At 31.3% G+C, this 26,079-nt stretch carries 28 protein-coding genes; 26 read left to right on the top strand and 2 right to left on the bottom strand.

Annotation, left to right across the window (positions count from 1 at the left end; genetic code table 11):
- From RSA29_RS17285 to rho, 14 genes are all read left to right on the top strand, one after another.
- Positions 1-217, top strand: a 217-nt coding sequence (locus RSA29_RS17285) for a sporulation peptidase YabG (protein ID WP_346944616.1), incomplete at its 5' end; no start/stop codon positions are given.
- Positions 218-613: 396 nt separating this feature from the next.
- Positions 614-850: a Veg family protein gene (locus RSA29_RS17290; RefSeq protein WP_346933334.1), complete on the top strand. Its 237-nt coding sequence runs from the start codon at positions 614-616 to the stop codon at positions 848-850.
- Positions 851-1,071: 221 nt separating this feature from the next.
- Positions 1,072-2,634, top strand: a complete 1,563-nt coding sequence (locus RSA29_RS17295; RefSeq protein ID WP_346943722.1) for an SPOCS domain-containing protein — start codon at positions 1,072-1,074, stop codon at positions 2,632-2,634.
- 211 nt (positions 2,635-2,845) lie between these two features.
- Entirely contained in the window at positions 2,846-3,694 is an 849-nt protein-coding gene (gene ispE / locus RSA29_RS17300; RefSeq protein ID WP_346943721.1) for a 4-(cytidine 5'-diphospho)-2-C-methyl-D-erythritol kinase, read from the top strand.
- A 196-nt stretch (positions 3,695-3,890) separates the two neighbouring features.
- On the top strand, positions 3,891-4,133 hold the full coding sequence (locus RSA29_RS17305) for a CLC_0170 family protein (RefSeq protein WP_346943720.1): 243 nt from the start codon (positions 3,891-3,893) through the stop codon (positions 4,131-4,133).
- A 39-nt stretch (positions 4,134-4,172) separates the two neighbouring features.
- Positions 4,173-5,633 (top strand): spore germination protein, encoded by a 1,461-nt coding sequence (locus RSA29_RS17310; RefSeq protein ID WP_346933338.1) that lies wholly within the window; start codon positions 4,173-4,175, stop codon positions 5,631-5,633.
- 28 nt (positions 5,634-5,661) lie between these two features.
- Positions 5,662-6,765 (top strand): GerAB/ArcD/ProY family transporter, encoded by a 1,104-nt coding sequence (locus RSA29_RS17315; RefSeq protein ID WP_346943719.1) that lies wholly within the window; start codon positions 5,662-5,664, stop codon positions 6,763-6,765.
- On the top strand, positions 6,755-7,939 hold the full coding sequence (locus RSA29_RS17320; protein ID WP_346943718.1) for a Ger(x)C family spore germination protein: 1,185 nt from the start codon (positions 6,755-6,757) through the stop codon (positions 7,937-7,939). The genes RSA29_RS17315 and RSA29_RS17320 overlap by 11 nt, the downstream gene beginning before the upstream one ends.
- 157 nt (positions 7,940-8,096) lie before the next feature.
- Positions 8,097-8,837: a stage II sporulation protein R gene (gene spoIIR / locus RSA29_RS17325; protein ID WP_346943717.1), complete on the top strand. Its 741-nt coding sequence runs from the start codon at positions 8,097-8,099 to the stop codon at positions 8,835-8,837.
- Positions 8,838-9,065: 228 nt separating this feature from the next.
- Positions 9,066-10,091, top strand: a complete 1,026-nt coding sequence (locus tag RSA29_RS17330; RefSeq protein WP_346943716.1) for a D-alanine--D-alanine ligase family protein — start codon at positions 9,066-9,068, stop codon at positions 10,089-10,091.
- Between the two features lie 121 nt (positions 10,092-10,212).
- Positions 10,213-11,196, top strand: coding sequence for a tRNA 4-thiouridine(8) synthase ThiI (locus RSA29_RS17335; RefSeq protein ID WP_346933343.1), 984 nt, complete (start codon positions 10,213-10,215; stop codon positions 11,194-11,196).
- A 141-nt stretch (positions 11,197-11,337) separates the two neighbouring features.
- Positions 11,338-11,754, top strand: coding sequence for a DUF1934 domain-containing protein (locus RSA29_RS17340; protein WP_346933344.1), 417 nt, complete (start codon positions 11,338-11,340; stop codon positions 11,752-11,754).
- Positions 11,755-11,855: 101 nt separating this feature from the next.
- Positions 11,856-12,788 (top strand): sigma 54-interacting transcriptional regulator, encoded by a 933-nt coding sequence (locus RSA29_RS17345; RefSeq protein ID WP_346943715.1) that lies wholly within the window; start codon positions 11,856-11,858, stop codon positions 12,786-12,788.
- A 646-nt stretch (positions 12,789-13,434) separates the two neighbouring features.
- Positions 13,435-15,009, top strand: coding sequence for a transcription termination factor Rho (rho, locus tag RSA29_RS17350; protein ID WP_346943714.1), 1,575 nt, complete (start codon positions 13,435-13,437; stop codon positions 15,007-15,009).
- Between the two features lie 175 nt (positions 15,010-15,184).
- Here rho and rpmE read toward each other — a convergent pair whose 3' ends face one another.
- Positions 15,185-15,394 carry a 50S ribosomal protein L31 gene (rpmE, locus tag RSA29_RS17355; protein WP_346933347.1) on the bottom strand — a complete coding sequence of 70 codons (210 nt, stop codon included), beginning with the start codon at positions 15,392-15,394 and terminating at the stop codon, positions 15,185-15,187.
- Between the two features lie 205 nt (positions 15,395-15,599).
- On the opposite strand from rpmE, the gene RSA29_RS17360 reads away from it, so the two are divergent.
- The 9 genes from RSA29_RS17360 (at position 15,600) to upp (ending at position 22,750) form a co-directional block, all read left to right on the top strand.
- The gene (locus RSA29_RS17360) at positions 15,600-16,187 is read left to right on the top strand and encodes a thymidine kinase (protein ID WP_346943713.1); all 588 of its coding nucleotides are present in this window, start codon (positions 15,600-15,602) and stop codon (positions 16,185-16,187) included.
- Positions 16,188-16,212: 25 nt separating this feature from the next.
- Positions 16,213-17,121 carry a DUF1385 domain-containing protein gene (locus RSA29_RS17365; protein WP_346943712.1) on the top strand — a complete coding sequence of 303 codons (909 nt, stop codon included), beginning with the start codon at positions 16,213-16,215 and terminating at the stop codon, positions 17,119-17,121.
- Positions 17,122-17,143: 22 nt separating this feature from the next.
- Positions 17,144-17,995, top strand: coding sequence for a peptide chain release factor N(5)-glutamine methyltransferase (gene prmC / locus RSA29_RS17370; protein WP_346943711.1), 852 nt, complete (start codon positions 17,144-17,146; stop codon positions 17,993-17,995).
- A 76-nt stretch (positions 17,996-18,071) separates the two neighbouring features.
- Positions 18,072-19,148, top strand: coding sequence for a peptide chain release factor 1 (gene prfA, locus RSA29_RS17375; protein WP_346933351.1), 1,077 nt, complete (start codon positions 18,072-18,074; stop codon positions 19,146-19,148).
- A gap of 30 nt (positions 19,149-19,178) precedes the next feature.
- Entirely contained in the window at positions 19,179-19,772 is a 594-nt protein-coding gene (locus RSA29_RS17380) for a hypothetical protein (protein WP_346943710.1), read from the top strand.
- 37 nt (positions 19,773-19,809) lie between these two features.
- On the top strand, positions 19,810-20,556 hold the full coding sequence (locus RSA29_RS17385) for a ZIP family metal transporter (RefSeq protein ID WP_346943709.1): 747 nt from the start codon (positions 19,810-19,812) through the stop codon (positions 20,554-20,556).
- A 30-nt stretch (positions 20,557-20,586) separates the two neighbouring features.
- Positions 20,587-21,636, top strand: coding sequence for an L-threonylcarbamoyladenylate synthase (locus RSA29_RS17390; RefSeq protein WP_346943708.1), 1,050 nt, complete (start codon positions 20,587-20,589; stop codon positions 21,634-21,636).
- Positions 21,637-21,653: 17 nt separating this feature from the next.
- Positions 21,654-22,103: a ribose 5-phosphate isomerase B gene (gene rpiB, locus RSA29_RS17395; RefSeq protein WP_346943707.1), complete on the top strand. Its 450-nt coding sequence runs from the start codon at positions 21,654-21,656 to the stop codon at positions 22,101-22,103.
- 17 nt (positions 22,104-22,120) lie between these two features.
- Positions 22,121-22,750 (top strand): uracil phosphoribosyltransferase, encoded by a 630-nt coding sequence (gene upp, locus RSA29_RS17400; protein ID WP_346933356.1) that lies wholly within the window; start codon positions 22,121-22,123, stop codon positions 22,748-22,750.
- A 283-nt stretch (positions 22,751-23,033) separates the two neighbouring features.
- Here the strand turns inward: upp and RSA29_RS17405 are convergent, their stop codons facing one another.
- Positions 23,034-23,582, bottom strand: coding sequence for an NADH peroxidase (locus RSA29_RS17405; RefSeq protein ID WP_346933357.1), 549 nt, complete (start codon positions 23,580-23,582; stop codon positions 23,034-23,036).
- A 425-nt stretch (positions 23,583-24,007) separates the two neighbouring features.
- Here RSA29_RS17405 and RSA29_RS17410 point away from each other — a divergent pair, with 425 nt between their 5' ends.
- The 3 genes from RSA29_RS17410 (at position 24,008) to RSA29_RS17420 (ending at position 26,045) form a co-directional block, all read left to right on the top strand.
- Entirely contained in the window at positions 24,008-24,496 is a 489-nt protein-coding gene (locus RSA29_RS17410) for a cytidine deaminase (protein ID WP_346943706.1), read from the top strand.
- A 489-nt stretch (positions 24,497-24,985) separates the two neighbouring features.
- Positions 24,986-25,360, top strand: a complete 375-nt coding sequence (locus RSA29_RS17415; RefSeq protein WP_346943705.1) for a hypothetical protein — start codon at positions 24,986-24,988, stop codon at positions 25,358-25,360.
- 4 nt (positions 25,361-25,364) lie between these two features.
- The gene (locus RSA29_RS17420; RefSeq protein WP_346943704.1) at positions 25,365-26,045 is read left to right on the top strand and encodes a F0F1 ATP synthase subunit A; all 681 of its coding nucleotides are present in this window, start codon (positions 25,365-25,367) and stop codon (positions 26,043-26,045) included.
- Positions 26,046-26,079 lie beyond the last annotated feature (34 nt).

Below are 26,079 nucleotides of genomic sequence, written 5' to 3' on the forward strand. Positions count from 1 at the left end.
TGCTGGTGCTAACTTTGCATCATCTCCAAATAGAGTTCTTATTCATTGTTTAGATCCGGTTTTTATTTGTGAGAAAGTAGCATATACAAACGTAGAGGATATGGTAAATGTAGAAGATGCAATTCAAAATACTATTACAGGAATAAAAGGTGTTGGAGGATTACAAACTAGAGGAAAATATAGAATGGGGTACCCGAAATCACAATATGTAAAATAGTTAGTGAATATAAGAGGAAAAGCTAGATAGGTTGTTATTTAGCTTTTTTTAGGTGAAAAGGAATCTGGAAATAAATTGAAAGTGGAATATATAAAGAATGTTTTGAAGGTGACTAAATAAACAATATAAGAAAAAAAGTAGAATTATAGTTGTGTATGTGAATATTCTAAAAAATTAATACACATAATAATGTCAAGTTGATTTTGGTTCGTTATTTTAAAAGAAGTGACATAATATCTCTAAATCATATGAATACATAAAAATTTAACGAATATTTAACATTGACAAAGATTGATAAAATATTGTAAAATAATTAGTTTGCTTGACATAAAGGCTTTTTTTTGGTACTATGTATATGGAAGCCTTTATGGAAATATTAGAAAGAGGGTGTCTACTGTGAAGATAGGAAATGTATTGACAACGATAAAAAAAGATATCGAAGGTCATGTTGGCGAAAAAGTGACATTAAAGGCAAATGGTGGAAGACGTAAAATTGTGGTAAATGATGGAGTTTTGGAAAAAACTTATGACAGCATATTTGTGATTAGGCTAGATAGTAGTTCACAACGAACAGTTAGTTACAGCTATAGTGATGTACTAACTAAGACTGTGCAACTAGTTTTTGCAGGATAATATAAAAAAGACATTCTATAATTATAGAATGTCTTTTTTGTATTTAAAGATATTTTTCTATAGAGGCTTGATATCAAAGTGTAATTCCAATAACTTATGTTGTATCCAAATAAAATAAAGTATGAAATAACTAACTTATTTAAAATAAAATGAAATAAATAGTTATATTTTATGACCTTCTTATATATAAATTATTAGTAGGTATTTTAGGAGGGAAAGTTATGGATTTGAATTTAATAAAGGACCATATAGAATATGAACAATCAATTGCACAAAATGACACAAAGATGTTCATAAAGGAAGAGTACGTTATACCTGACACGTTACCCGACGTTGATAATATACTAATGTTAGATGTAAAACCAATGATAACGAATAAAGAAGTTGGAACTGATAGAGTAAATGTAGGTTGTCAACTTCAATATACAATCCTTTATATGGCAAAGGAAGGTGGAGCAACAGAGGCTCATTCTGTAATTTACAATGGGAATAGGTCTGAAACCATTGACATGATGGGTGCTCAACAAAACATGTATTGTGATATAGAGCTAAATATTGAACATATGGATTGTGTTATTATCAACGAAAGAAAAATTGCAATTCAAGGATTTATTGTATGCCAGTGTAATGGATATAATATAAATTCTTTTGAGATAATTAAGGATGTTCACGAAGGCAAGGATATTGAATTTTTAAAGAATCCTATGACTTTAGATAAGGTTATGGAGCCTATCGAGACTGAATTAATTGGAAAAGCTGAAATGAAAATTGATATGGACAAAAATGAATGTTTAAAAGTTATAAAATATAATGTCTGTATAGGTAAAAAAGAGGTTAGATTAAGTGATGGTGGGCTTAAAATAGAGGCAGTAGCTAATGTATCTATTCTATATAAAGGTAGAAATGGAAGAGAGTTATTCTGTATTTCAGAAAATGTGCCTTTATACAAAGAGGTAACAATCGATGAACTAAAACCAAATATGGAGTATTTCACAGACTTCTGCGTTCAATCTTTTGAGCATGATATAAGACAAGATGATATGGGTGAAAATAGAGTAATAGATATAGAATTTATGGTTAAGGCCACAACACATGTGATGTATAAAGATGAAGTTGAAGTAATACAAGATGGATATTGTCCTACAAAATTACTAACTATGGATTCAAAGGAAAATAATATTAATGTTATACAGGGGCATGGGTACAATGAATGTTTAGTAAAAGATGATATAGATATAAAGGATGATAATATAAAACCTAATAAAGTTATAATGACTACTGGAACAGTAAATATAAACGATAAAATTATTAAGAATGATAAAGTTGAAGTAGAAGGTTTATTGAAGGTTTGTGTATTATATTCAACTGAGGATGAAGAGGATTATATCATAAATTTAGAACAAGATATTCCTTTCAGCTGTAAAGTTGATATAGAGGGTGCAAAACCGAATATGCAGGTTGATGCTAGCGTTTCACTAGAGATGATTGAAGGAAATTTAGAGGCTGGAAATATATCTATAAGAGCGGTAATTAAAGTTCACTGTAAAGTATATTATACTGTGAAAAATAAATTTATTGTTGATATGTCCATTAATGAGGGAGAGGTTCCAGCAAAAAAAGCTAGTGTGATAATATATGTAGTTCAACCAGAGGATACACTATGGAGTATTGCTAAAAAATATCTAACTACGGTAGCGGAGATTGTTAAGATAAACGATTTAGATGATGGTGAAGACATTAAACCATCACAGAAATTAATTATACCAGGAAGAGCTATCATTTAATTTAAAATTGTTGTAAAACTTCAAAGGAGTTTTAACCTAAATTTATAATTCATAATTTAAAATTTAAAATTCTCATAAAACTCCTTTGGAATTTTTTAATTTAAAACTCCAAAGGAGTTTTTCCATGAATTTAAAATTCATAATTCATAATTTGAACATTGACTACAATTGTTAAATGGATTATTCTCAATTATAGTGAGGTGTATAGATTATGAATATAAAAGCTTATGGAAAAATAAATATAGCCCTTGATGTGATAGGAAAAAGAATAGATGGGTATCATCTTTTGAGAATGATTATGCAGACTGTTGATATATATGATGAATTGAGTTTTGAACCTATATCAGAAGTAGAGGGGATACATATTACAAGTAATAAAGAGTCGGTACCTACAGATTGTAGGAACCTTGTTTATAAAGCTATAGAATTGTTTTGTGATACTTACGGTATAAAAAAGGCGATAAAGGTTCATATAGAAAAAAACATTCCTGTAGAAGCTGGTATGGCGGGTGGAAGTACTGATGCTGCGGCAGCGTTGAGGGCTATGAGAGATTTATATAAAGCAGAAGTTTCGGATGAAGAGCTTATGAAATTAGGTGTTAGAATAGGTGCAGATGTGCCTTATTGTATTAAAGGGGGAACTGCTCTCTGTGAGGGAATTGGTGAGGTTATAACCATGATTGAGCCTTTCTGTGACAAGATATTGGTTGTAGTTAAACCGAATTTTGGTGTATCAACAGTGCAAACTTATAAGAATTTTAAATTAGATAAGGTTAAGAATCATCCTAATGTAGATGGGTTAATAGATGCTATAAGAAGAGATGATTTGATATATGTGGCTGAAAATATGATGAATTTACTTGAGAATGTAACTGTAGAGGAACATGAAGAAATTAATGATATAAAGAAGTTTATGTGTGATGAAGGTGCATTAGGTGCTATGATGAGTGGAAGTGGTCCAACAGTGTTTGGGTTCTTCGAGACTGAAAGTGGAGCGGCGTGTTGTGCTAATAAATTAAGAATAAGATATAATGAGGTTTTTGTTACTAAGACTATTTAGCATATTTAATAAGGGTACGAATCGTATATGGTTCGTACCCTTATTTTTTTAGTGAGGGTTATATGTGTGCTTGATTTGTCTTATTTACACGATGTATATAATTCATATTAAGAGGTAAAACTAAATTAGAATTAAGGCAAGTCATATGGTTAAGTGTAGGATTTGAACACATTAGTAAGCTAAGGAGTTTTTAGCTTTGAGCATAGCTCATCAAATTAAAATTGCGAGGGAGAAAAGTATGTTAAGAACTTTAGTAGAAAGATTTGATATTTATTTAGTAATTCTAGTATTAGTAGCTGGATATATGCTTATAGTTGGAGATGTTAGATATTTTTCAAGAGAAGATAAAAATAGAGCAAAAATACAAAGTCTGGTTATAGGTATAGGGATGGTTATAATTACTGTGAGTATGTACATTGTTAGGTGGGTATGGCTTTAAATTAGATAAGCACTTAGGGTATTAGGGAGGTTGGATTAGATGAAGGGAAAAGTACGTGAAACTATTTCTCAGAGTACAAAGGAAAATATGGAGTACCTTAAGGAGTTATTTAAGGATACATCGGATATGGTTTTTAGAGAATTCATGGTTGGTCAAATTCTTTGTGGTGTAGTTTATATAGATGGTATGGCAGATAAAGCTTTACTGAATGATTTCTTGCTTGAGCCTATGATGGAGATGGGGAAGATTGTAAGGTCTCCAAAGGAATTAAAAGATAGAATTATAGCTATATCTGATATAAAAGAGATTGATAAACTCAGTGATGGGGTTGATCTGATTTTATCTGGTGAAAGCTTAGTTTTAATAGAAGATTTGCAAGGTGCGTTGGTAGTAGCTAATAGAAGTTGGCCTAATCGTGGAGTAAGTGAGCCTTCAGGTGAAACTGTAATAAGAGGTTCAAGGGAAGGATTTACTGAGACTATAAGATTTAATACGGCTCTTATTAGGAGGCGTATTAGAGATGCAGGATTAAAAATTGAAGGAAGACAATGTGGTGTTAGATCAAAAACTGACGTGGCAATAGTTTATATAGACGATATTGTTAATACGGATATTTTGAAGGAACTAAAAACTAGATTAGATAGAATAAATATTGATGCTATCTTAGATAGTGGATATATTGAACAATTTATAGAAGATAATGAAAAGACCCCATTCCCTCAGGTTCAAAGTACGGAAAGACCAGATGTGGTAGCGGCAGCGCTATATGAGGGGAGAATAGGAATAATTGTAGATGGATCACCTTTTGTTTTGATAGTTCCTGCAGTGCTGGTAGACTTCTTTCAAGCGCCAGATGATTACTATACGAGTTGGATAAGTGGAACAATTGTAAGATTTATTAGAATGATTGGAGTGATGACATCATTAATTTTACCGGCTTTATATGTGGCAGTGACTACTTTTCACTCGGATCTTATACCTACGAAGCTGGCATATGCAATAGCCGCATCTAGAGAAGGGGTGCCTTTTGCTGCATATGTAGAGGTTCTACTTATGGAAGCTAGTTTAATATTTCTAATTGAAGCTATTATTAAACTTCCAAAACCAGTGGGATCTACAATTGGAATCGTAGGTGGTCTTATAATGGGTCAATCTGCAGTTACTGCAGGCCTTGTAAGTCCTATAATGATTATAGTTTTGGGGGTTACAGCAATAACCACGTTTTTAATACCTAACTATACAATAACATCGGCATTTAGTTATTTTAGAATTATTATTATTTTACTTTCGGCGGTATTTGGCTTGTATGGAATAATGCTAGGGGTAATATTCTTAATAATTCATTTAACTAGAATAAAAAGTTTTGGAATACCATATCTTGCACCTGCAGTGGATTTGGTTTGGAGTGATTTAAAAGATCTATATGTAAGAATGCCGCTTAAAGATTTTAAACAAAGACCTAAGTTTTTAAAGCCAAGAAATAACGTAAGGCAAAAATAAAAACAATCATCCTACTGGAGGGTATGTTATGGATAAAAAAGGTTTTATTGAAAGATTTGCATTATTTGCGAGTCTTTCGGTATCAATGATCGGTGTTGGGATTTTTTATATTCCTGCAATAGTGTCTAATTATGTGGGGGCAGACAGTTGGATAGCTGCAATTATTACAGGTGTTGTAATTTGGATTATCCTTTTATTAATACACAAATTAATAAAAATGAATAAATATAAAGATATAACATTTATACTTACAGATATTTATGGAGGCGGGTTAGGTAGAGTAATTTCTTTTATGTACTCTGTTGTAATAATAGTTATATTATCTCTTTCCCTTAGGGTGTTCTGTGAAGTTGTAACAATGTATCTTTTAGTGAATACACCAACTGAAGTTATAATAATAACATTTATTTTTATGGGCATGTACTTAAGTCGTGGAGGGCTAGCCAATGTAGTACATTTTAATGAAATTGCATTTTGGATAATGTTTATACCACTAACTATAATATTGATATTAACTTTACCGGAGGCAGATTTTAAAAATTTATTACCTATAGGGACAGCGCCAATTCAAAATTATTTTTTGGCGAGTTTTGAAATGCTATTTGTATTTAATGGATTTTCAATGGCATTTATATTAATCCCTTATGTTAAAGAAAGAAATAAAGTGAGTAAAACACTTAAGATAAGTAGTATTTTTGTAGGGGTGTTTTATTGTATAACTTTTATACTGGTATCAGCGACCTTGTCAAAGGCACAAGCGGTAGATAGTATATTTCCAACAATAACAATGCTTCAATCCATAAGTTCGAGAAGTGGAATTCTAGAAAAGTGGGATAGTCTGGTTATGGCGCTTTGGGTAATATTCTATTTTACATCCTTTGCAAATATTTATTATTTTGGATCATCTATAATAAAGGATGTATTTAAAATAGAGGATATTAGAACAGCATCTATGCTATATATTCCACTAGTATATTTAGCAACTATGTTTCCAGAAAATATTTTGGAGGTTAGAAATTTTAGGTTTGCATACTTGAGAATCGGGTTTATTGGAGGAATTATAGTTGTTATAGGAATAACCTTAGTAATAAGCTGTATAAGAAGGATGAGGAGGGTTAGGAGTGAAGAATAAGATATTAAAACTTATTCCTGTGTTATTTTTATCGTTACTCCTAACGGGATGTTGGGACAGTGTAGAAATTGATAGAAAAGCCTTTGTGTCAACTATAGGGATTGATGTAGGTGCTGATGTTGCGAATAAAAGTGATTTAATAGATTCAAAAGTTGATGAAATGGATATAAATAATAAATATGAAGATCTTGATATTCTAAGAGTAACCTATGGATTTCCAGATATAAGAAATATGGAAAAGGATAAGGGTGCAGCTGAAGAACTGTCTATAACTGTAGATGGATATTCAATGACAGATACTTATTTTAAGGCTTTGGCAAAGAGTAGTAGGAGCATGCATTTTGGTCATAGTAAGCTATTGCTGATTAGTGATGAAATATTTAAATATCCAGCATTGTTACAGGAGATAAATGACTATATTCAAAGAGAACCTAATCTAAATAGGACTATTATCATGGCTATAGTAAAAGGAAAAGCAGTAGATTATATTAAGGTGAAGCCAGTAATGGAGGAAAATGTAGTTAACTACATAACGTCCCTTATGGGCAATAGTAGTAAAAATGGGGTTGTTGCCCCAGTAACTTTAACTAAATATATTGATATGATTAAATCTTATAATGTGAGTGCGTTACCGGTATTTTCATTGTATGGTGAAAATGATATAGAACTTACAGGGGTTGCAGTAATTAAAGATTCTTTAATTAACTATTATTTGAATAATAATCAAATTACAGATATTCAAATACTTAAAGGTGATATAGGTTCATGTAGAAAGTCTATAAACCAAGATGGTCATCCTATAGATTATTATATAAAAAATGCAAGTACAGATTTAGATATAAGCTATAAAGATGGGAAATTATATTTGAAATATAAGGTGGATACAGAAGGTTCGCTTAAGGGTTATTATACGGATGGAGAGAAGTTGGATAGCGATTCTATAAGTAAAATGGAAGAAGAATTTAGCGAAACTATGGAAAAAGATTTAAAAGATACTTTTTACTTTGCCAGGGATGAATTGGGGATAGATTTATTACAGGTAGAGGCTGCTGTTAGGCGATATCATAAAGGTGTATGGAAAAGCATAGAAGATGATTGGCCACGAGTTTTTTCAGAGGCTGAAGTATCTATTATTGTTAATAGTGAAATAAGAACAATAGGAATAGGGAATTAACTTTGGAATTTAAAATTTAAAATTAAAAATTGAAGATAAAGAAATTCTTTAAGAATTTCAACAATAATTTATAATTTATTAAAATAATCTGAATATAACTTGTCCAAATGGTAACAATTAGAATATGATTCAAATTTAAGTTTTAGGGGGAAGAAACATGAAGAGATTTATATCTATAGTTGTTACCGTTTTTGTTGTATTTGTACTTGTTTTTGAAATGGCATTGAGTGGAAGTGAAAATATTGCGGTGGCTCAGGATCATGAAGAGGAAATTTCAATAGAGGAAATCTCGAATAAGTTAATCAGATTTCATGTTATTGCAAATAGTGATAATGAGGAGGATCAGAGTCTAAAACTTAAGGTTCGAGATAAAGTTTTAGAATATGTACAACCATTATTAAAGGATAGTAAGGATATAGAACAGTCAAGAGAGATATTAAGAGAAGAGAATGGAAAAATTCTAGCAATAGCAAACAAAGTTATAGAAAATAATGGATACAATTATACTGTAGATTCAACTTTAACTAAAGAGTATTTTCCGATTAAAACCTATGGAAATATAACATTACCTCAAGGAGAATATGAAGCTTATAGAATAATAATTGGTACAGGTGAAGGTCAAAATTGGTGGTGTGTAATGTTTCCGCCTATATGTTTTGTAGATATAACTAAAGGTGATATTGCATATGAAGAAACGGAAGAAGAGATGAAGAGAGTTTTGGACGATGATGAATATAACATGGTTAATAATACTGTGAGCAATAATGGGCAAGGTGAGACTGCTGAAAAAAAGGTTGAGGATGGGAAACGTAGTAGTAATATTATTGATAATAGTGAGGATACTAATATAGTTGTTAGGTTTAAAATAGTTGATATGTGGAAAAAACTATTTAAGTAAAATTTTAAAAGGTTAATCAATGGGGATGATGAAGTTGATATATTCGTGCAAAGATAATATATCAGATAATTTCAGTGTCCCTTAAAACATAGATAAATGTTAAAAAAATATTGAATATAGTTGTGAACATAGATAAAATATAGAGAGTATAATTTATTTGTGTTCACTATTCATTTAAGGAGTGAATAGATTGTACAAAGGATAAAATTATTGTTAGGAGTGAAATTTATGAAAAAGAATATAGCAATATTATTTGGTGGTCAGTCCACAGAACATGAAGTATCTAGAGTATCTGCAGCATCAGTTCTAAATCATATAAATAAAGAGAAATACAATATATTTCCAATTGGTATAACGAAGAGTGGAGATTGGTTTCAGTATAAGGGGAACTTTGAGAATATAGCTAGTGGAAATTGGGAAGAAGATTTAGAAAATAAGATAGAAGGTGGAATAGATATACTTCTAAATAAACAAGTAGATGTGGTTTTCCCAGTGCTTCACGGTATGTATGGGGAAGATGGAACTATGCAAGGATTTTGTAAACTTTTAAAGTTGCCATGCGTTGGACCTTCGGTTATGAGTTCAGCTGTTTGCATGGATAAGGTGTATACAAAATACTTACTTGAACATGAGGGAATAAAACAGGCTGACTATGTAGTAGTTAATGCCTTTGAATATGGAGTAAAACCGGAAGCCTTTGTAGAAAGGATAGAAGAAAAACTTGGATATCCTTGTTTTGTAAAGCCAGCTAATAGTGGTTCATCTGTAGGAATAACAAAGGCTCATGATAGAGAAAGTCTTAAATTAGGTCTTATAGAGGCGTTAAAACATGATAGAAAGGTTCTTGTAGAAGAAGGTTTGAATGCAAGAGAAATCGAGGTTGCAGTATTAGGGAATGATGATCCTAAGGCTTCTATTCCAGGGGAGATAATTCCAGCTAAAGAATTCTATGATTATGAAGCTAAATATCAAAATGCAGCATCTAAGCTTTTGATACCAGCAAATCTAAATGATGAAGAAATGAATATAATAAGAGAGTTATCGGTTAGAATTTACAAGAAGTTAGATTGTGCAGGTATGGCTAGAGTTGATTTTCTTGTAGATAAAGAGAATGGGCAGGTATACTTAAATGAAGTTAATACCATTCCAGGGTTTACAAGTATAAGTATGTATCCGAAGATGTGGGAAGCTACAGGATTACCATACAATGAGTTAATAGATAGCTTAATTAAATTTGCGATAGATAGAGGTTAATTTGTAATGATTATTACAAACCAATACTTACAAGTTGATACTAGAAGTAAAAAAGAGTAAGATTAACGGTAGATTGTAAAAAATATAATAAACAATATTAGAAAGTTGGGTGAATAAATTTATGACAAGAGCATTAGCAATGGTTTCAGGTGGATTAGATAGTATTCTAGCGGCGAAGTTGATTAAAGATCAAGGAATAGAGGTTATTGGAATATGCTTTAAATCTCACTTTTTTAATGAAGAGAATGCAGTAAGAATGACAAAGCAAATAGATATTCCATTAGAGGTTGTAGATTTTAGGGTGGATCATTTTGAAATGGTTAAAAATCCTAAAAATGGTTATGGTAAAAATATGAATCCATGTATAGATTGTCATGCTATGATGATGAAATACTGTGGAGAACTTCTAGAAAAATTAAATGCAGACTTTATAATTACGGGTGAGGTTCTAAATCAGAGACCTATGTCTCAAAATAGAAGTGCTTTAGATAAAGTTAAGAATGAGAGTGGAATTGGACATAAGGTGCTTCGTCCTCTTTGTGCGAAAAATTTAATTCCAACAGAGATGGAGGAAAGTGGACTTGTAGATAGAGAGAAACTTATGAATATCCAAGGTAGATCTAGAAAAGCTCAAATGGAGCTTGCAGAAGCTTGGGGAATTAAAGAATACCCATCACCAGCTGGTGGATGTAAACTTACAGAACCAAATTACTCTATTAGGCTTAAAGAGCTTTTGGAACATAATCAGCAGCCAGAGGAAAGAGAACTAGAATTACTGAAGGTTGGACGTCACTTTAGAGTTACTCCAAAGGCTAAGGTTATTTCTACAAGAACACAAGAAGAAGGCGAGATAATTAAAAATCTTCTTAGAAAAGATGACACAATATTTTTAGTACAAGATTTTAATGGATCTATGGTAGTTATCGTTGGAGAAGCCACTGAAGAAGTTATTTCAATTGCTGGAAAGATTGCTATAAGATATAGTAAGGGGAAAGATGAACCTAGTGTTGTGGTTAAATACTCAACCTTTGGAAATCAAGATCATACTAGCATAGAAGAGACATGTGCAACAGATGAAGAAATAAATAAATATATTGTAGGGTAATTTCTTGGTGCAAAAGTATAAGACGTGGTCTATTTTGTGTAAGATTGAGACTTTATTATAGTAAATTAAATTAATATAATTGTATTGAAATGATAAATATATAGTTGAAAATATATTTTAATATGGGATAGGGGTAAATTTATGGACAAAGAAGCTATAATTAGCGTGAAAAGCATACAAAATAATGATGAAGAAGAATGTATTGAGATTGTTAGTCCGGGAACCTTTTCAAAGGAAGATGGTGAGTATGTTGCAACTTATGAAGAAACTGAACTTTCGGGATTAGGGGACACTACAACGACATTTAGAATAGGTGAGAAGTACTTTAACCTATTGAGAGAGGGCGATGTAAATACTAACATGGAATTTAAAAATGGAAGTAGTTCATCTATTCTCTATAACACGCCACATGGAGGTATATGCCTTAGAGTGAAAACTAATAAGGTTCATATAGATGTAAATGATGAAGGTGGAAAAATAAATGTTGATTATGATGTAATTGTAGCAAAGGATCAGATTATAAATACTAAACTTACAGCAACTATAGTTGTAAAGTAGTATAATCACTTTAAAGAGTGATTATACATGACACAAAGGCTATGCACATAAAGGTGTATAGCCTTTGTATTAAGATATAGGGTTTAACCTAGGGGGATTTTATGTACAGTTTTGAGGATATTATCGGATGTAGCGAAGAGATGAATAGAATTAAAGAACTAGGGCGAAAGGTGTGTAATTCAAGGTCGCCTATTTTTGTGTATGGGGATACAGGAACAGGAAAAGAAGTTATAATACAAGCTATACATAATAGTTCAATAAGACGACGAAAAGCTTTCATAGCCCAAAATTGCGCGGCTATTCCTGAAAATCTTTTGGAAAGTATGTTCTTTGGTGTTGGTAAAGGTGGATTTACAGGAGCTGTAGAATCGGAAGGGTTATTTGAAATAGCTAAAGGTGGAACCATATATCTTGATGAGCTTAACTCTATGGATGTTACCTTTCAAAGTAAATTACTTAGGGTTATTCAAGAAGGTGAGTTTAGGAGAATTGGAGAGACTAACACTAGGAAGACTGATATAAGAATAGTAGTATCAGTAAATGAAGATCCCGAGTTTTTAGTAAAGAGCAATAAGTTGAGAAAAGATTTGTATTACAGACTTAATGTCATAAGAATTAATATGCCAAGTCTTAATTCAAGGCGAGAGGATATACCGTTACTCATAACAGGGTTTATACATAAATTGAATTTGAAATTAGGAACAAAAGTAATCGGAATAAGCAAAGAAGCGATGGATGTATTAATGAAAAGGAACTATGAAGGGAACGTCAGGGAACTTGAACATATAATTGAGGCAGCTTTAAATTATAAAGGGCAAGGCATTATTGAAGTAGAAAACCTGGGGTTAGAGAGGGGCGTTGAAAGTACTTCATTAAGAAGAAAACTTGAAATTGTAGAGATTGAATATATTAAAGAGGCATTGTTGGTTTGTAACTATAATGTAAGTAAGGCAAGCAAGTTTTTGGATATACCAAGACAAACACTTCAGTATAAAATAGAAAAATATAAGTTAGATAGTTTGTTTTGTAAGTAAATTTAATAATAACACTTAAGGTGTTATAGAATAAGATGGTGTACTTTTTAAGTGTTATTATACTATGATAAAAAGGATAATTATTTAATGACTTTTTTTCTAACTATTTTATTGACAGGATAGCAGCACATAAGGACAGCGCCTATGAAAGCGGATATACTCATGTAAGGCAATTTGTTTATAAGTATTAGAGATAGGGTGAAGATTGTAGTGCCAAGGTAAAATATAAATGTTTTAAAGGGTTTGCTTTTTAAATTCATAATTCCTCCTAAAATAAAGTTTCTATTGATATTTACAATAACAATAGAAATATAAGTATATAAAAATTATTTTTGTAAATAATAAGAAAAGTTAAGATAAATTACATAATAATATTATATATCTTGTCTAATGTAAAAGGAAAGATTTTTAAATTTTATCATAGATTTTTATTTTAATTAGTGTATACTTATATCAGTAAAGGGTGAAGTAGAAGCATATAAAATGATTGAAAAATAATATAACTTAATTTAAGTAATTAAATAATTTTTAATGTAAAACCCATTAAAACTTTCATATAGAAAATTCAAATCTAGTTGCATATCAATAAAATTTTCCAAGAAGTAAATTACAATTTTAATATACATATAAAATAGGAGGTGATCCTTTGAATAATGAAAATTTGTATAACATGAATGTTATAGAATTGAAAGGTATTGCAAAGGAATTAGGAATAAAAAATATCACAAAGTTAAAAAAGAGTGAATTGATAGATGAAATTAAAAATATGTCACAGCAGAAATCTAAAGAGGAATCGAGTGAGACCTGTGATAAATCAGAGGAAATAAAATCAGAGCAAGTTAAAATTAATAAATCAGGGGTAATACTTCAAGAGAAGATTACTAAAAAGAATGTAGAACCTTTAGTGGCAGAAGTTGAAATGGAAAATAGAGAAGATGTTAATACAACTACAACGATAGAAAATGAAAAGTTTTCAAATGAAGAATCAAGCAATGAGGACACTAGCGAAGAAGCACCTAGAGAGCTAACACTAAAAGAACGAATTGAAGCAATGGAAGAGAAGCGTGAAAGATTAAAAACTTTAATAAGTGAATCAGAAACTGCAAAGGGTGTATTTGAACTTAGTGATAATGCAAATTTTGGATTGCTAAGAATGAATAATTACTTAAGTGGTGATGATGATGTGTATGTTTCTATATCTCAAGTTAGAAGATTTAACCTTAAGACTGGTGATGAAGTTGAAGGTCGAATTCGAATGTCTAAAGATGGGGAAAAATATAGTGCTTTACTACAAGTCATAAAAATTAATGGAGAAAATCCTGAGAAAGCTGTAAATAGAGTTCCTTTTGAAAGGTTAACACCAATATATCCTACGGATAGATTAAGGCTTGAAACAGAGGATTCTAAGGATTTATCAACTCGTATAATGGACATATTAGTTCCTATTGGAAAAGGACAAAGGGGTGTTATAGTTGCACCACCAAAGGCAGGTAAAACATCCATATTAAAGAAAATAGCTCATAGTATTTCTGGAAATCATCCTGAAGTTAAGGTTATAGTACTTTTAATTGATGAAAGACCAGAAGAAGTTACAGATATGCAGAGATCTATAGATGGAGATGTAATTTATTCTACATTTGATGAAGAGCCAGAACATCATGCAAAGGTTGCATATATGGTTCTTGAGAGAGCTAAAAGAATGGTTGAACAAGGACAAGATGTAATAATACTATTGGATAGTTTAACAAGACTTGCGAGAGCATATAATTTAACAATAACAAGAACAGGTAGAACTTTATCTGGAGGACTAGATACAGGCGCATTATTAATGCCTAAAAAATTCTTCGGGGCAGCTAGAAATGTAGAAGAGGGTGGAAGTTTAACTATTCTTGCTACTGCGTTAGTTGAAACAGGAAGTAGAATGGATGATATGATCTTTGAAGAGTTTAAAGGAACAGGTAATATGGAGGTTCATCTTGATAGATTACTTCAAGAGCGAAGAATATTCCCAGCTATAGATATTTATAAGTCCGGAACTCGTAGAGAAGACTTACTACTAGAGAAAACAGAATTAGAGGTTAGTTATAATATAAGAAAAACTATGTATAAGACTGGTAACCCTCAAGCGGTTACAGAAAAACTTTTAGGTTTATTATCAAAAACAGATAATAATAGTGATTTTTATGATGCGGTATCAAAAAATCAAGAGTTACTAAGATAAAGAGAAAATAATTAAGGAGGCATAAAAAATTATGCCTCCTTAATCGTTTATCTAATGGATAGCCATTATAACACTATAATATTAGTTAAAGTATTATGGTGGTGATTACCATACAATAGAAAAAATTAAATAAAAAAATAGGAGAAGTGAACTTCTCCTAAGTAAATATATATGATTATTCGCTTTTAAGGTTGAATTTTTTCATGAACTTATCAACTCTTCCACCAACATCAACATTCTTTTGCTTACCTGTGAAGAATGGATGACATTTTGAACAAATATCTACTTTTAATTCTGGCTTAACTGAACCAGTTGTAAAAGTATTTCCACATGCACATTTAACAACAGCTTCATTGTTATAGTTTGGATGTATTCCTTCTTGCATTACATTTCACCTCTTTCGATATTACATATATACCCGTATTATCAACTATTAGATTATAGCATAGTTGATAATACGGGTCAATGTTAATTTAAAATTGGAAATTATGAATTATAAATGTAAAAGACAATATTAGTTTGATTAATAGTAGGTTTTCTAATAGAATATAACTATATAATTAATCGATTGACTTTGGAGGAATATTACTATGAGTAAACTGTATTTTAGATATGGAGCAATGAATTGTGGAAAGTCTACAAATCTTCTTCAGGTAGCTTATAATTATGAAGAAAGAGGGATGAATTCTATAATCATAAAACCTAAGACTGATACAAAGGGAGGTAACAAGATTGTATCTAGATTAGGGGTTACAAAGGCAGTAGATTTAAGCTTTGATAGAAGTGAAAGTATACTTACTGCTGTACAGAATTATATTAAATGCAATGGTAATATTCATTGTATATTGGCAGATGAAGTTCAATTTTTTACAAGGGAACAAATAGATGAAATGTTTACAATAGCTGTAACTTTAGATATACCAGTAATATGTTATGGACTTAGAACTGATTTTCAAATGCAAGGGTTTGAAGGTAGTGAGAGGCTTCTATTAGTAGCACATAGTTTAGAAGAACTTAAGACTATTTGCAAATGTGGAAAAAAAGCTATATTGAATGGAAGAAAGATTAATGGGAAATTTGTATTTGAAGGAAATCAAGTAGCTATAGACAAAGAAGATAATGTGGAATATGAATCTCTTTGCCCACAGTGTTACTTTAAATATAAAAATATGGGGTAAAATAATGTGAAAAGTGGGTGTTTAAATGGAGAAAAAGACTACAGTTGGCGGACAGGCGGTTATTGAAGGGGTTATGATGAGAGGGTCTAAGGGACTTGCTACAGCGGTAAGATTATCAAATGGAAAAATAGAAGTAAAAAAAGAAGCAAATGAAAGTTTAGTAAAAAAGCATAAGATATTTGGGCTTCCAATAGTGAGAGGATTTATATCACTTATAGAATCTTTAATAATAGGAATTAAGAGTTTAGAGTACTCGGCTTCATTCTTTGAAGAGGAAGAAGTGTCAGAATCTAAGTTTGATAAGTGGTTTGATAAAACATTTAAAGAAAAGGGTAGTAGTGTGGTTATGGGAATATCCCTGGCGATTTCCCTTGTGTTTGCGGTTTTACTATTCTTTGTACTTCCAACGGTTTTAACAAGTGTAATAAAAAAAACAATGACATCAAACTTTTTAATTTTAAATATTGTTGAGGGTATAATAAGAGTAGTTATATTTTTGGCATACATTTTTTTAGTAGGAAAATTAGAAGATATAAATAGGGTTTATCAATATCATGGAGCTGAGCATAAAACTATATTTTGTTATGAAAATGGTATTGAACTTACGCCGGAAAATGCACAAAAGTTTGAAAGATTTCATCCAAGGTGCGGAACCAATTTTCTTTTTTTAGTTATGGTAATAAGTATAATTATATTTTCATTTACAGGGTGGCAATCAGTTGGTCAGAGAATAGTATCGAGGATAATATTATTACCCTTAGTAGCTGGAATAACCTATGAGGTTATAAGGTGGCTTGGTAAAAGTGATAGTAAAATATCTAGAATAATTGCATGGCCAGGATTACTTTTGCAAAAGATAACTACAAAGGAGCCAGATGAATCAATGTTAGAGGTGGCAATAATATCATTAAAAGCTGCTGAAGGATTAGAATGAATTAAGAAAAATGAGGAATAATATGAATATAAATGAAGCATTGATAAGAGGGTATGACATATTAAAAAGTGTAGGTATAGAATCATATATAATTGACACACAACTACTTTTGTGTAAAGTTTTAAAAGTTAATAAGTTATATATAATTATGAACAGGAATGAAAGCTTATCGGAAGAGTGTGAAGAGGAGTTTTTAGAGCTTATAAATACTAGAAAAGAAAGATGTCCGATAGCTTATATTTTAGGGCAGGTTGAATTTATGGGAATTAATCTTTATGTGAAAGATGGAGTATTAATTCCACGTCCAGATACAGAAATTTTAGTAGAACAATGTATCTCTATAATAAATGACGGGAAGTTAGATAATATATGTGATATGTGTTGTGGTAGTGGAGCTATTGGCGTAGCTATAGCTAAATATACTGAGGCAAAGAGTGTAACGTTGTTTGACATAAGTCCTATAGCGTATCAGGTTACTAGTGAAAATATTCATAGCCTAAAGTTACAAGATAGAGTAAAAGTAATAGAAAGTAATTTATTTGCTAAAGCTAAGGAAAATGAGCTAAGATTTAATATGATAGTTTCAAATCCGCCATATATCAGAGAGGATATCCTTCCAACCCTTATGAATGATGTTAAGGATTATGAGCCGCACTTAGCTTTATCAGGCGGGGATGATGGATTAGAGTTTTATAGGGCAATATGTGAAGAGGGAAAAGAACTACTGGACTCGAATGGATATTTGTGCTTTGAAATAGGACATGACCAGGAAGTTGAAGTTAAAACTATTATGGAAGACCAAGGATTTCAAGAAATATACAGCTTAAAAGATTTGGGTGGAAATTATCGTGTGGTTATAGGAAAGTTACCATAAATCATATTTTTATGGTATAATTGAACGATTATAAAAAATAGAGATTTAAGATTAAATTACGGAGAGTGTTATATATATGTTAGAGAGATTAGATTTTTTAGAAAATAAATATGATGAATTATCAAATATGATTGGTGACCCAAGTGTAATGGCCAATCAGAAAGAATGGCAAAAGCTTTGTAAAGAGCATGCTGAACTTGAGATTATAGTTAACAAATACAGAGAATATAGAGATGCAGAGAACTCACTTGCAGAAAATAAAGAGATGCTAAATGACGAATCAGATAGAGAAATGAGAGAGATGATTCAGGAAGATATTAAAGCGTTAACAGAAACTTGTGAAAAAGCTAAAGAGGATATAAGAATATTATTATTACCAAAGGATCCAAATGATGATAAAAACGTGTTTATAGAGATTAGAGGAGGAGCAGGCGGAGATGAAGCAGCTCTGTTTGCGGCTAACCTATTTAGAATGTATACAAGATATGCAGAGCGTAACAGATGGAAAGTTGAAATTATGAGTGCAAATGAAACTGATATTGGTGGATTTAAGGAAGTTGTATTCATGGTTAAAGGGGATAAAGCGTACAGTAAGCTTAAATATGAGAGTGGTGTACATAGAGTTCAAAGAGTACCTGACACAGAATCAAGTGGTAGAATTCATACATCTACAGCTACTGTTGCAGTGCTTCCAGAGGTTGAAGATGTAGACTTGGAAATAAACATGAATGATATAAAAGTAGATGTATTTAGAGCGTCAGGAAACGGTGGACAATGTGTTAATACAACGGATTCGGCAGTAAGAATGACTCACTTACCATCAGGACTTGTGGTATCATGTCAAGATGAAAAGTCACAGCTTAAAAATAAAGAAAAAGCTCTAAAGATATTAAGATCAAGATTGTTCGAAGCTGCAGAAGCAGAGAGAGCTAAAGGGATAGCGGACGATAGAAAGAGCCAAGTAGGTACTGGAGATAGAAGTGAAAGAATTAGAACTTATAACTATCCACAAGGAAGAGTTTCGGATCATAGAATAGGATTAACTCTTTATAAATTAGAAGCGTTCCTAGATGGAGAGATAGATGAGATGTTAGATGGATTAATAACTACAGACCAGGCTGAAAAGATGAAAGCAATGGGTAACGGTATTTAATTTAAAAAGGTTGTAAGGTGAGGGTATTATATGGATATAGGTAAAGTCCTAAAGAAGCAGGTGAAATCTTACAAAAGGTTTATGCTATCTATGGGCTTTATTTTTATATTATTGCCTATAGTGTTATTCCTTAGTAAAAAATTTAATATATTCTTTGTGGCGTATCTTGGTGTTATAGAGATGTTAATACTGTCAGCGGTATTGATAAGATATAATGAAGAATATCTTAAATTTGAATTAAATGAAAATAAAATAACAATAGCTACAGTTGGTGGAAGAATTAAATATAAAATTTCATATGATAAGGTGGCAATGATTCACACGATACCTCAGGAGCGATATTTTGAAATACTTATAATAACAAGGTCAAGATTTAGAAATAAGAGAATGCGTGTTGTTACAAATAAAGTGATAGAGAAATATAAGGATATAGGAAAATATTATGCAAAGATAAAAATGCCGAATGATGGAGACTATTATTACTTTCTAGTGAAACGAGGCGGGGTTAAAAAATATCTTTTGCTTGATATGTTATTTAGATATTCGGTGGAAGCAATATTTACTGAAAATGCAGTAGAGAATATAAAAGAGTATAGGAAGTCGAATAAAATAAGGAATTCATAAATATATTTCTAATAGTAATATTTTTTATGGAGGAGTTATGAATAGTACAATATTTGTAATAGGAATATTTTCTGCGATTGTATCAATTATAGGAACTATGGTAGGGGCTCTCATAGGTGTATCTTTAAAAAATCCTACAAATAAATTATTAGGAATGTTACTGTCTGTGGCTACAGGAATAATTATATCTATAATTTTTCTAGAGCTTATACCTGAGTCTATTGATAAGATAGGATTTATTAGAAGTCTTATAGTTATAATTATAGGAATAGTAGTAGTATATTTTATTGATTCGATGATTGGGGTTACTGGAAATAAACAAGGTGAAAATAAGAGTAACACAAAGCATACAAAAGTAGCAATTTTAATGGCATTGGGACTTATGATGCATAATTTTCCCGAGGGAATTATAATGGGGTTTGGGTTTGTTAAGGGTTCAGGACTTGGAATAAAAATGAGTATACTAATATCGATTCATGATATTCCCGAAGGAATAGCTATGACGGCTCCATTAATAGCGGCTGGTAAAAATCCATTGAAAATTTTATGGTATAGCTTTTTAGTTGCATTTCCTACGATAATAGGAGCTTGGATAGGTATACTTCTTAATAATATATCTAATGTGTTTTTAGGATATAGTATTGCGTTTGCTAGTGGAATTATGATCTATGTAGCATTTGGACAAATGTTGCCTGAAAGCAATGAATTACGAAGTGGTTATACCAATGCGATGTGGATTATACTTGGAATTATATTTGGGTTTGTAATGATAAATTTATTTTAAGTCAATATTGAAGTAGGTGGAATAAGTAGTATGAAAACAAAAGTTGTGAGGTTAAGTGAGAAAAATTTAGATGAGAGTGCCATTAAGGAGGCTGGGGAAATTATTAAAAGTGGTGGACTTGTAGCATTCCCTACAGAAACGGTATATGGATTAGGGGCAAATGCACTAGACCCAGAAGCGGTAACTAAGATATTTATAGCAAAGGGAAGGCCACAGGATAATCCGCTTATAATACATGTTGCAGATTATGATATAGATTCTTATGTTAAGAATGTGCCAGGAGTGGCAAGGGAGATAATTAAAAAATTTTGGCCAGGTCCAATAACAATAATATTAGAGAAGACAGATTTGATTCCAGATGAAACTAGTGCAAATTTAAGTACTGTAGGTATAAGAATGCCAGAGAATAATATTGCGAGAAGTCTTATAAAGGCAGCAGGAGTACCCATAGCGGCACCATCAGCAAATATTTCGGGTAAACCAAGTCCAACAGATATGGAAAGTTGCATTGAAGATTTAAATGGTAAGATTGATTGTATACTTGGTGGAGAAAACAGTGTAGTTGGAATGGAATCTACAATAGTAGATTGTACAACAACTCCTACTTGTATATTAAGGCCGGGTGCTATAACTCTAGAGATGTTAAAGGAAATAGATTCAGGAACATATATAGATAAATCTATATTGTCTAAACCTAAGGAAGACTTTAAGCCCAAGGCTCCGGGTATGAAGTATAGACATTATGCACCTAAGTCGCCAGTGAAAATTGTTCAAGGTGATATAAATAAAGTTATTGCAAAAATTAATCAAATGGTATTAAATTATAGTAAGCAAGGCAAACGTGTGGGGATTATTGCCACAGATGAAACTAAAGGGTTATATAAAAATGCAACTATAGTTTCACTTGGAGCAAGAAGCTGCATGGATGATGTGGGAAAAAATCTATTCAGAGTGTTAAGAGGATTTGATGCCTTGGATATAGACATAATACTTTGTGAGGCATTTGAAGAAGTAGGGGTAGGTATGGCTATAATGAATAGGTTAAAAAAGAGTGCGGGATTTGATATCCTGGAAATATAAGCATGAGGGGGATGAATATGAGAATAGCAATCGGAAGCGACCATGGCGGATTAAAGTTAAAGCAAGACGTAATTAAGCATTTACAAGGTAAAGGCATTGAAGTTAAAGATTATGGTACATATACCCAGGAATCTTGTGATTATCCAGAGTATGGGCAAAAGGTTGGGGAGGCAGTAGTTGCGAAAGAGTGTGATCTTGGAATTTTAATATGTGGCACAGGTATTGGAATTAGCATAGCTGCAAATAAAATACCTGGAGTTAGAGCGGCTCTTTGTAGTGATACATTCAGTGCTCATGCTACTAGAGAGCACAATAATGCAAATATCCTAGCTATGGGTGAGAGAGTTGTTGGAGCGGGTCTTGCGCTAGACATAGTTGATGCGTTTTTAGAATCAAACTTTGAAGGTGGAAGACACGAAGGTAGAGTTAACAAAATTACACAAATAGAAGAAAAATATAGCAGATAAGCTTAGGAGGAGAAAAAATGAGTAAAGTTACACAAATTGACCATCCATTAATATTACATAAGTTAGCATTCATGAGGGATAAGAATACTGGGTCTAAGTATTTTAGAGAATTAGTAGAAGAAGTTGCAATGCTTATGGCGTATGAAGTTACAAGAGATATGCAATTAGAAGAGGTTGAAATTGAAACACCTATATGTATTACAAAATGTAAGATGCTTGCAGGTAAAAAGGTGGCTATAGTTCCTATACTAAGAGCTGGACTTGGAATGGTAGATGGAATGCTTAAACTTATGCCAGCAGCAAAAGTTGGTCATATTGGTATGTACAGAGATGAAGAAACTTTAATGCCAGTAGAGTACTTTTGTAAATTACCACAAGATATAGAAGAAAGAGATATTATTGTAACAGATCCAATGCTTGCAACAGGCGGTTCAGCTATAGATGCTATAAACGCACTGAAGCAAAGAGGGGCTAAAAATATAAGGCTTATGTGTCTTGTAGGAGCACCAGAGGGTATAAAAGCAGTTATGGAAGTACATCCAGATGTAGATATATTTTTAGCTTCAATAGATGAGAAATTAAATGAGCATGGATATATAGTACCAGGTCTTGGAGATGCTGGAGACCGTTTATTTGGAACGAAGTAGGTCTTGGAGTTTAAAATTTGAAATTTAGGATTTAGAGTTTAATAATCAAACATATAAAATTAATTAGGATATAAATAGGGTATTGTTAAGTGAATTTACTTAGCTATACCCTTTTTATCATGTGCGATTTAAGATGAAAGATGAAGGATATGGAAAGTTTTGAGGAAGTGTATATAAATTTAGGTTAAATTTTAATAATAAACTTAAATTAAAAAAGAGCATTAGTGTTAAAACTAATGCTCTTGTAATAAGTATAGCAAAAACTTATTATATTGAGGTAATATTACTTACCAAAATGTCTTTGTAATAAACCATTGAAAGCAGCACCGTGTCTAGCTTCATCTTTACACATTTCATGAACTGTATCATGGATTGCGTCTAGGTTTAATTTTTTAGCTAATGTAGCAAGATCTTTCTTTCCTTGACAAGCTCCGTGCTCAGCATCAACTCTCATTTGAAGGTTAGTTTTTGTATCAGCTACAACAACTTCTCCTAATAATTCAGCAAATTTAGCAGCATGCTCTGCTTCTTCAAATGCTATTCTTTTATAAGCTTCAGCGATTTCAGGGAAACCCTCTCTATCAGCTTGACGGCTCATTGCAAGATACATTCCAACTTCTGTACATTCTCCAGTAAAGTTAGCTCTTAATCCCTCGATTACTTCAGCATCAACATCTTTAGCGATACCTATTCTGTGCTCATCAGCCCAAGCTAAGTTATCAGTTGACTTCTCTACAAACTTATCTGCACCTGCTTTACATACTGGACAAGCAACTGGAGCAGAATCCCCTTCATGAACATAACCACATACTGTACATACAAATTTTTTCATAATTAAATCCTCCTAAATTTTTATTATATATTTATTTATTATTTTGCTTTGTTTTTATCTTATGAACTTATTATATACTATCAAATAATAATTATCAATAGATAATTATTATTTTTTTAAAAAAGTTTTTACTTAATTCTGATAACAGTAGATAAATACTATTATATAGCATATTAATTAAGATATAATAGTATTTATCTATAGTTTACGTAGAGTTAACATATTTAAGGTTAAATATATATATATTACCTTCGAATATATATATATATTCTGATTTAAAATGTATAATTTAAAGTGACAGATAAAATCTTAGTGGAGTTTCAAAGAACGAAATTTATAAAAGTAGTTAGAATAGACAGCTGGATTTTAGGTGTATCATATTTAAATGTAAAATTATGATTGTATAGATAAGGAGGAAATATAGTTTGGATAGAATAGATAAGAATAATTATTACCTGGATATTTGCGAAACAATTTTAGGCAGGGGCACATGTCTTAGAAGAAATTTTGCTGCTATTATTGTTAAAAATGATGAAATAATGTCAACTGGATATACTGGCGCGCCTAGAGGGCGAGTAAATTGTTCTGACATTGGAAGTTGTAGAAGAGAATTGTTAAAGGTGCCAAGGGGTACGCGGTACGAATTGTGTAGATCGGTTCATGCAGAGCAAAATGCGATAATATCGGCGAGAAGGCAGGATATGTTGGGAAGCACACTATATTTAGTTGGGAAAGAGATGAGTAGCGGTGAATATGTAAAAAATTCAGCGCCATGTTCACTATGCAAAAGATTTATAATAAATTCAGGGATAGAAAAAGTTATGATAAGAGATAATAATACAGAATTTAGAGAAATACAGGTTGATTATTGGATAGATAATGATGATTCAATGGAAGGTGATGGATCGTATTAGTTAGACATTTGAATAAATAATTATTTTAATAAGCAAAGTAAAATTAATTTATGTGATTTTTAAAAAGAAAAATATAGTTTTATACGTTTGTAGCGATGTTTAATTTATAATATATAAATAGATATATATAATATGAAATGAAAAATAGCGAGGTAATGCAATTATTTTATATATTTTTAAAGAAAAATAAGATTAAAATGGTTAAAAAAATTCAAATGCTATTAATCAGCATATAAAAAATCACTTTCTAATAAATTTAGAATATTCTATATTTATTAGAAAGTGAATAAAGCTGTTATAAAAACTTCATTTTATTGCAAAATGAAGTAAAATGTAGGAAAAGAAAGAAAAGTTATATTAATAACTCATATTAATCCATATTGAGGTTATTTGAGGTTATTTAAACAAAATTTAGATTTTTGAAGATGCTAGTCTAGGAGTATAATGCAGAAGAGTAAATAAGGAGCGTAAATAAGGAGAAGTACGTACATGGACAATGAATGTGTGAATCTTATAAAAACTATTGGCTTTTTTGATTTAGTTATTGGTATTATATTTTCTTTAATCTTGTCAGGGCCATTTGGTATGATTTCATGGTTTTTTCTGTTGGGAATAATGTGTGGGTTTGTAAATATTGTGATAAATTCATATACAATAGAGATGCAGCTTATGAAGGAAACTAGTTTTAAGGGGTTACTTACAGTTATAGCCTATATATTTAAGATAGCGATTGTATGTGGAACGTCTCTAGTTATTATTACTAAAAGTGAAGTTAGCTTTTTTATTTTTATTGCAGGATATACAGCACAGATATTAGCTGTGCTATGCTATGGAGATAGTCTAAGAAAGCGGGAAAGGGTGTGAGTATATGGAAGAATTAGTACCTTTGTTTGCTCTTAATATTTTTGGATATGAACTTCATATTACATCAAGTATATTAATTCAATGGGTACTGATAGTCATTACATTAGTGTTATCAATTCTATACAGTAAAAAAGTTAAGAAAATCCCAGGGAAAGTACAAAGTGTCATAGAGATAGGAATAGAGTTTCTAACTAATGTGGTAGAGGACAATATGGGTCCAGGAAAAAGTTCATTTATTCCGTACATTGGATCATTAGGAGTGTATCTTTTTTTATTGAACATGGTGGGAATGTTTGGGATAAAGCCTCCTACGGCTGATTTTAGCGTAGCTTTAGGGATTGCAATTACGACATTTTTAGTTGTTAATGGGTATACAATTAAAAAGTTGGGATTATGGGGCTACTTAAAAGGGTATGCAGCTCCGGTACCGTTGCTACTTCCAATAAACATAATGGAGAGAATTATGCTTCCAGTATCATTAAGTTTAAGACTTTTTGGAAATATATTTGCTGCCACTATGATTATGGAACTTTTATATGAGGCGCTTACAGGACTTAATTTTGTTGCAGCTATAGGATTGCCTATACCGTTCCATTTCTATTTTGATATATTTGATGGAACTATACAAATGATTATTTTTGTAATGTTAACTATGATAAACATTAAGATTACTGCCGAACATTAAAATTAACGATGATAACAGAATTAGTTTATAAACA

The organism is Clostridium sp. (assembly GCF_036660475.1).
GTDB lineage: Bacteria > Bacillota > Clostridia > Clostridiales > Clostridiaceae > Clostridium_J.